The organism is Streptomyces sp. TRM64462 (assembly GCF_013362995.1).
GTDB lineage: Bacteria > Actinomycetota > Actinomycetes > Streptomycetales > Streptomycetaceae > Streptomyces.
In genome coordinates this window covers 1-5,595 of record NZ_JABWDV010000106.1, presented here as the reverse complement: position 1 = coordinate 5,595, position 5,595 = coordinate 1, and the positions used below count along the sequence as shown (strand labels likewise).

The following is a 5,595-nucleotide window of genomic DNA, read 5'->3' as shown; positions in this document are numbered from 1 at the left end:
TGGACGAGGTGAAGCGGCTGCTCGGCGCCGGCCGGATCACGCAGGCCGTGGACATCCTCGGCGCGATCCTCCCGGCCGCGGCCGCCGAGCACGGCGAACAGTCGGCCGTCGTACGGATCCTGCGCAAGCAGTACGCGACGACGCTGATGGACGACGGCCAGTACCGGCGGGCCCTGCCCGAACTGCGCCGGCTCGCGGACGACCGGACGGCCGAGGCGGGCCCGGCGGACCCGCAGACCCTCCAGTTCCGCTACGACGCGGCGCTGTGCCTGGAGCAGCTCGGCGAGGCGGCGGCCGCGCTGGCCGAGTACCGGGCGATCCTCCCGTACCACGAGAGCGCCGGGCAGCAGCAGCCCGGCGCCGACCCGGGCCGCGCCTTCGACATCCGGCATCGCATCGGGCACCTGCTGCTCACCATGGGCGACCACAGCGCCGCCCACCAGCAGCTCCAGAACCTCCTGTACGACACGGAGCGCGCCTACGGGCCGTACCACCCGCTGCCCGCGGAACTGCGCCGCGCGCTCCAGCACCAGCAGCAGGTCCGCCGTCAGTGACGCCCGGAGGCACGGGGTGCACGGGCGGCACGGGGCACACGGGCGGCACGGGGTGCACGGGACACACAGGGCGCACGGGACACACAGGGCGCCCGGGGCGCACGGGGCGCACGGGGCCTCAAGCCGCCTGGAAGTAGCCCGAGTCCGCGACACGGCCCAGGGCGGTGAGCCCGGGGAACGGGGGCGCGACCGGCACGGCGTCCGGGCCGGCCGGGGCGGCATCCGGCGCGGCGGCCAGGACGACGACCGTGCCCGGGCCCGCGAGGTCCCGGAGCGCCTCCGGGTCGTGGGCGCCGTTCACCACGACGACCCCGTACCGCCGGTCCGCGACGCGCTCCCGCACCCCGCCGTCGCTGAGGGCCCCGCGTACGAGCCGCGCGTCCGCGTCCGTGCCCGGGCGGCCGCCGCCCAGCGCCAGGTTGCCGCGCACCACGTCCTCGCGGGTCGGCGCGCCGTCCAGCGGGTCGACGATCGTCAGCCGCGCCTCGACCCCGTCGCGGCGCAGCATCCGCCGCAGCGCCGCCGCGAACAGCCCGTGCAGGGTGCCGATCTCCAGCACCTCCACCACCGCACCGCCAGCACCGGCCGCAGCGCCCGCACCGTCCGCCCCAGCCGCACCGCCAGCACCACCCGCCCCGCCCGCGCGGCGCGCCAGCAGCGGCACCGTGGCAAGCCGACCGCACACGTCGGACACGGTCCCGCCGATCGCGCCGACCCCGAGCGCCTCCAGCGCCACCAGGTGCCGGTAGGCGACCGTGACGTCGCCGCGCGCCCGCTCGCCCGGGGCGCCCGTCACGGCCCCCACCTCGCGGACGAGCGTGTCCACCTGCGTGGGCGTCGGCATCCGGTGGCCGTCCCGCCCGGCGTGGTCGAGCAGCAGCCCGAGCCCGTAACTCTGCCTGCGCAGATCGGCCACCTCGTGGTGGAGGGCGTCGAGATCCTTCTGGAACGCCGTGGTGACACGCTCCATGCGCTGTTCGACCAGGGTGAACGCGGGCCGCAGGACCCGCTTCGCCAGCCGGTTGCTCAGAAGTGAGGGCATGCCGGGCAAGCTACGCCGCGTCGGCCGGTTCACGGGTCACGGCACGGTGGTGTGCGGGTGAAGTCTTGGTGGCGTACAGGCGACGCGCGCGCCGGTGGCGCACCACCCGCCACGCCCACCCCGCCCACACCAGCAGCGCCAGGCCCCCGACGGCCAGGCCCGCCCGCAGCCCCGGCGGCCGGAACACGCAGCTCACCGCCGCCGCGTCCCCGGTCAACTCCACGGCGACCAGGCCCAGATAGCGCCCCGCCGGGCGGCCGTCGCAGCGCCACCCCGCGATGCGCGGCGCGGCCAGCACCGCCGTACCCCGGGCACCGGACGGCAGTTCGGCCCGTACCCCGTCGTCCTCCACCCGTACGGTCACCGCACCGGTCGCCGCCCGCAGCTCCGCCACGGCCGCCGCGAGCCGCGCACGGTCCAGGCAGCCGACGGCCGCATCGGGCACCGCGCCCCGGCCCCGCCACTCCACCCGCGCGCCCGCCTCGCGCTGGGTGCCGAGCGGCACCATGGCGGCCCGCCGCCTGGGCAGCCCGCCGCGCAGCTCGGCCGCCCGGCCCGTACCGCCCAGGCGCACCGTGCCGGTGAAGTCGGGCGCCCAGACGAAGACGTCGCTGCCGACCGGGCACACACCGTCCGCGGGGAGGTCGTAGACCCGTGCCCCGAGCAGCAGCTCCTGATTACGGAACGCGGAAGCCCCGTACCGGAGTTCCCGCCCCTCCGCATCCGGTGGCCGCACCGTCACCAGCGGCAGCACCTCCCTCTTCCGCACCACCCGCCCGTCCCGCCACCGCGCGCCCACGCCGAACAGCGCGTCCGTCACCGGGTTGTCCAGGCTCTGCAGGCTGCGCCCGTGGGACGTCCACCCGCCGCCGAGCGCCGCCAGCGTCCGCGTCCACACCTCCGGCGTATGACTGCTGTAGTACGCCGCGCCCTGCCCGCCCACCAGCAGCGGATCGTTCCCGGTGAGCCGGGGCCGCCCGGGGTCGGTCCGGTAGGCCGGCCACCCGTCGGCGCCCGCCACGGCCCGCGCCCGCACGTCGTGCGCGGCACCCCACGGCGGGTAGTCGTCCAGCCGCGCGACCCGCTCCCGGTCGCCGTACGCGACCGTGCCCGCCGCCTGCACCACCAGCACCGCCGCCAGCAGCCCACCGCCCGCGCCCCGAACAACCCACCGACGGCGCGGCCCATGTCGCCCCAGCAGCCCCACCGCCCCCACGGCCACCACCAGCCCGCCCGCGAACAGCCCGTACGCCGCCCCCGTCACGAGTGCGCTCCCGGCCGCCACCACCCCCACCCCGGCCAGCACGCCCGCACCGCCCAGCAGCGCCCGCCGCCCCGGCCACCCGTACGAGACGGCGGCCCACGCCGCCAGCACCACGAACCCGGCCAGCACGAAGGTCTGCCGGTACGGCGAGCCGTTCGGTGTGGCGAACACATGCCACACCAGGTGCGTCGGCTCCCACTGCGCCGACAGCAGCCCGCCGCCCGCGAGCCCGCACCACACCCACCGCTCCCGTACCGGAACCCCCCGGTGGAAGGCGAGCGCCGCCGCGAGCAGCAGCGTGCCCGTGCCCAGGAACAGCGCGGGCGTGAAGAAGCTGTACGTCGCCGGCAGCGTCCGCGCCGCCAGGTCCGCCACGCCCGCGGCGTCGAACGCGCGCGTCCACCCCGGGTAGGCGTGCCGCGACCCGAGGAACACCGGCGCCAGCACCGGTGCGGCCAGCCCGACGCCCAGCAGCACCGTCCCGGCGGCCCGCCCCCACACCCGTACCGGCATCCGCGGCCCGCCGCGCGCCAGCAGCACCAGCGCCGCGCCCAGCGTCGCCATGTACGCGGTGTAGAAGTTGGCCACCCACACCAGGGCCACCACCAGCGGCCCGGCCAGCGGCCGCCGCCCCTCCCGCACCCACTCGCCGACCAGGCACAGCAGCGGGAACCCGATGAGCCCGTCCAGCCACATCGGGTTGTACGACGCCTCCATCACCGCCCACCCGCACAGCCCGTACGACGCGCCGAGCACGGCCGCCGCCCAGCGGCTGCCGTCCCGCTGCCGCAGCAGCACCAGCGCCATGAGGGCCGCGGCGGCACCCATCTTCGCCACGGTGATCACATGGACGGCGAGATCGATCCGGTCCCGCGGGAACACCACCACGAGCGGCGCGAACGGGCTCGTCAGATACGTCCCCAGATCCGGCAGCAGGCTCGTCCCGTACCCCGACCGCCAGTTCAGCAGCGCCCCGCCGTCCGCCCGTCCGTGCAGCAGGTCCCACAGATACGCGTGGTACGGCACGAACTGGTTGCCGAGGTCGTTGACGGCGCGGGTCCGCGGCCCGAAGGGGAAGGTCCGGGCGACGGCGTCACCGGCGCACACGGCGACAACGGCGAGAAGAGCGGCGAGCGAACAGGCACGGGCGGTACGGCAAGTACGGGACGGAGCCACGTCACGAATATGCCAGCACCGCCGATGAAATCCCTTCCCGGAAGGGCGAATTCACCGAACGTCCGCCTCCCCGCAACGGAACGAATCCGCCCCCGACACGCACCCCCGGTGTTCTGGCGCCGTGCTGATCTCGATTGTGGTGCCCTGCTTCGACGAAGAAGAGATCATCGGCCGTTTCCACGACCGCGTGACCGCGGAAATCTCCGGCTACGGGGTGGATTTCGAGCTGGTCTATGTGGACGACGGCAGCCGCGACCGCACCCTCGCCCTCCTGGAGGAGCGCGCGGCCGCCGACTCCCGCGTCCGCTACGTCTCCTTCAGCCGCAATTTCGGCAAGGAGGCCGCGATCCTCGCCGGCCTGCGGCACGCCGCGGGCGACGCGGTCGTCCTCATGGACGCCGACCTCCAGCACCCGCCCGAGCTGGTCGGCCGCATGCTGGAGCTGCACGCCGACGGCTACGACCAGGTCGTAGCCCGCCGCACCCGCACCGGCGACCGGGTCACCCGCACCCTGCTGGCTCGCGCCTACTACCGGCTGATCAACCGGCTCGTCGACGTCGAGCTCGTCGACGGTGTCGGCGACTTCCGGCTGCTGTCCCGCCGTACCGTCGACGCGCTCCTGGAACTCACCGAGTACAACCGTTTCTCGAAAGGCCTCTTCGCCTGGGTGGGATTCCGCACCGCCACATTCGCGTACGAGAACGCGACCCGCGAGCAGGGCCGCTCGAAATGGACGTTCGGGAAACTCCTGAACTACGGCCTGGACGGTCTGCTCTCCTTCAACAACAAACCCCTGAGGGCCGCCCTCTACCTGGGCCTGCTCCTCGTCTCCGTGGCGTTCCTCTACGCGGCGTGGATCGTCGGCGACGCCCTGCTGAACGGCGTCGACACCCCCGGATACGTCACCCTGCTGGTGGCCGTCACGGCACTCGCCGGGGTCCAGATGGTGATGCTGGGACTGATCGGGGAGTATGTGGGCCGTATCTATTACGAGGTGAAACGGCGCCCGCACTTCCTGGTGCGGGCGACCAACACCACGAGAAACGCGGAGCTCACCCGAAGATGACCGTGTCCGGTGTCAGCGGCCAGATCGTCAGGTTCGCCCTGGTCGGCGTGGTGAACACCGCCACGTACTACGGCCTCTACCTGCTGCTTCTGACCCTCGGCCTGCCGTACGTCGCCGCGCACGTCGTCGCGTTCCTGCTGTCGATGGTGGGCTCGTTCTTCCTGAACAGCTACTTCACGTACCGCACCCGCCCCACCTGGCGGAAGTTCTTCCTCTTCCCCCTCACCAACGCCGCGAACTTCGTGATCACCACGGTCGGCGTCTACCTCCTGGTGGACGTGGCGGGCATGAACAGCCGGTACGCGCCGCTCCTCGCCGCGGCGGCGGCCATCCCCATCACGTTTCTCGTCTCCCGGACGATCATGCTGCGCCCCGAGACCCTGCGAACCCGTGACTCGTTGGCAGAAGTACCTCAGAAGTAGTGGCCTGGGCCACGGCCACTGCTTACCATCGATCACCGCAAGGTCGTTACTGCGTTTCCCGGGGGCCCGCG

At 73.9% G+C, this 5,595-nt stretch carries 4 protein-coding genes and 1 pseudogene; 3 read left to right on the top strand and 2 right to left on the bottom strand.

Annotated elements, in window-relative coordinates; all coding sequences use genetic code 11:
* Positions 1 to 554 (top strand): annotated as a pseudogene (locus HTZ82_RS05090) (serine/threonine protein kinase); the annotation flags it as partial.
* A gap of 118 nt (positions 555 to 672) precedes the next feature.
* On the opposite strand, the gene HTZ82_RS05085 reads toward HTZ82_RS05090, so the two are convergent.
* Together HTZ82_RS05085 and HTZ82_RS05080 are read right to left on the bottom strand one after the other, a co-directional pair.
* A complete protein-coding gene (locus HTZ82_RS05085) occupies positions 673 to 1,596 on the bottom strand; it encodes a class I SAM-dependent methyltransferase (protein ID WP_254711629.1) in 924 nt (307 codons plus the stop codon).
* A 10-nt stretch (positions 1,597 to 1,606) separates the two neighbouring features.
* Complete coding sequence (locus tag HTZ82_RS05080) at positions 1,607 to 4,036, bottom strand: YfhO family protein (RefSeq protein ID WP_175408057.1); 2,430 nt, start codon at positions 4,034 to 4,036, stop codon at positions 1,607 to 1,609.
* 121 nt (positions 4,037 to 4,157) lie between these two features.
* On the opposite strand from HTZ82_RS05080, the gene HTZ82_RS05075 reads away from it, so the two are divergent.
* Positions 4,158 to 5,102: a glycosyltransferase family 2 protein gene (locus HTZ82_RS05075; protein ID WP_175408056.1), complete on the top strand. Its 945-nt coding sequence runs from the start codon at positions 4,158 to 4,160 to the stop codon at positions 5,100 to 5,102.
* Positions 5,099 to 5,524 carry a GtrA family protein gene (locus HTZ82_RS05070; RefSeq protein ID WP_175408055.1) on the top strand — a complete coding sequence of 142 codons (426 nt, stop codon included), beginning with the start codon at positions 5,099 to 5,101 and terminating at the stop codon, positions 5,522 to 5,524. Before HTZ82_RS05075 ends, HTZ82_RS05070 begins: the two co-directional genes overlap by 4 nt.
* The last annotated feature ends 71 nt before the right edge of the window (positions 5,525 to 5,595 follow it).